The sequence below is a fragment of the Bacteriovorax sp. DB6_IX genome, from assembly GCF_000447775.1.
GTDB lineage: Bacteria > Bdellovibrionota > Bacteriovoracia > Bacteriovoracales > Bacteriovoracaceae > Halobacteriovorax_A.
Genome location: NZ_AUNJ01000135.1, coordinates 1 through 209, shown reverse-complemented (window position 1 = coordinate 209; position 209 = coordinate 1). Strand labels below are relative to the sequence as shown.

The following is a 209-nucleotide window of genomic DNA, read 5'->3' as shown; positions in this document are numbered from 1 at the left end:
ATATTACACACGATAGCACCATCTTTCATGCTATCTAGGTGCTTAGAATTGATAACATCAACACATCCAGTAGTCGTCGTGAAGATATCTCCAATCTTAGCAGCTTCGTCCATTGTCATAACTTCGAAACCTTCCATTGCAGCTTGAAGAGCACAAATTGGAATCGATTTCAGTAACAACAACTCTAGCCCCAAGTCCTTTGAATGAGT

At 40.2% G+C, this 209-nt stretch carries 1 pseudogene; it reads right to left on the bottom strand.

Features of this window, described 5'->3' with window-relative positions:
- Nucleotides 1-209: pseudogene (locus M901_RS04190) on the bottom strand (adenosylhomocysteinase); the annotation flags it as partial.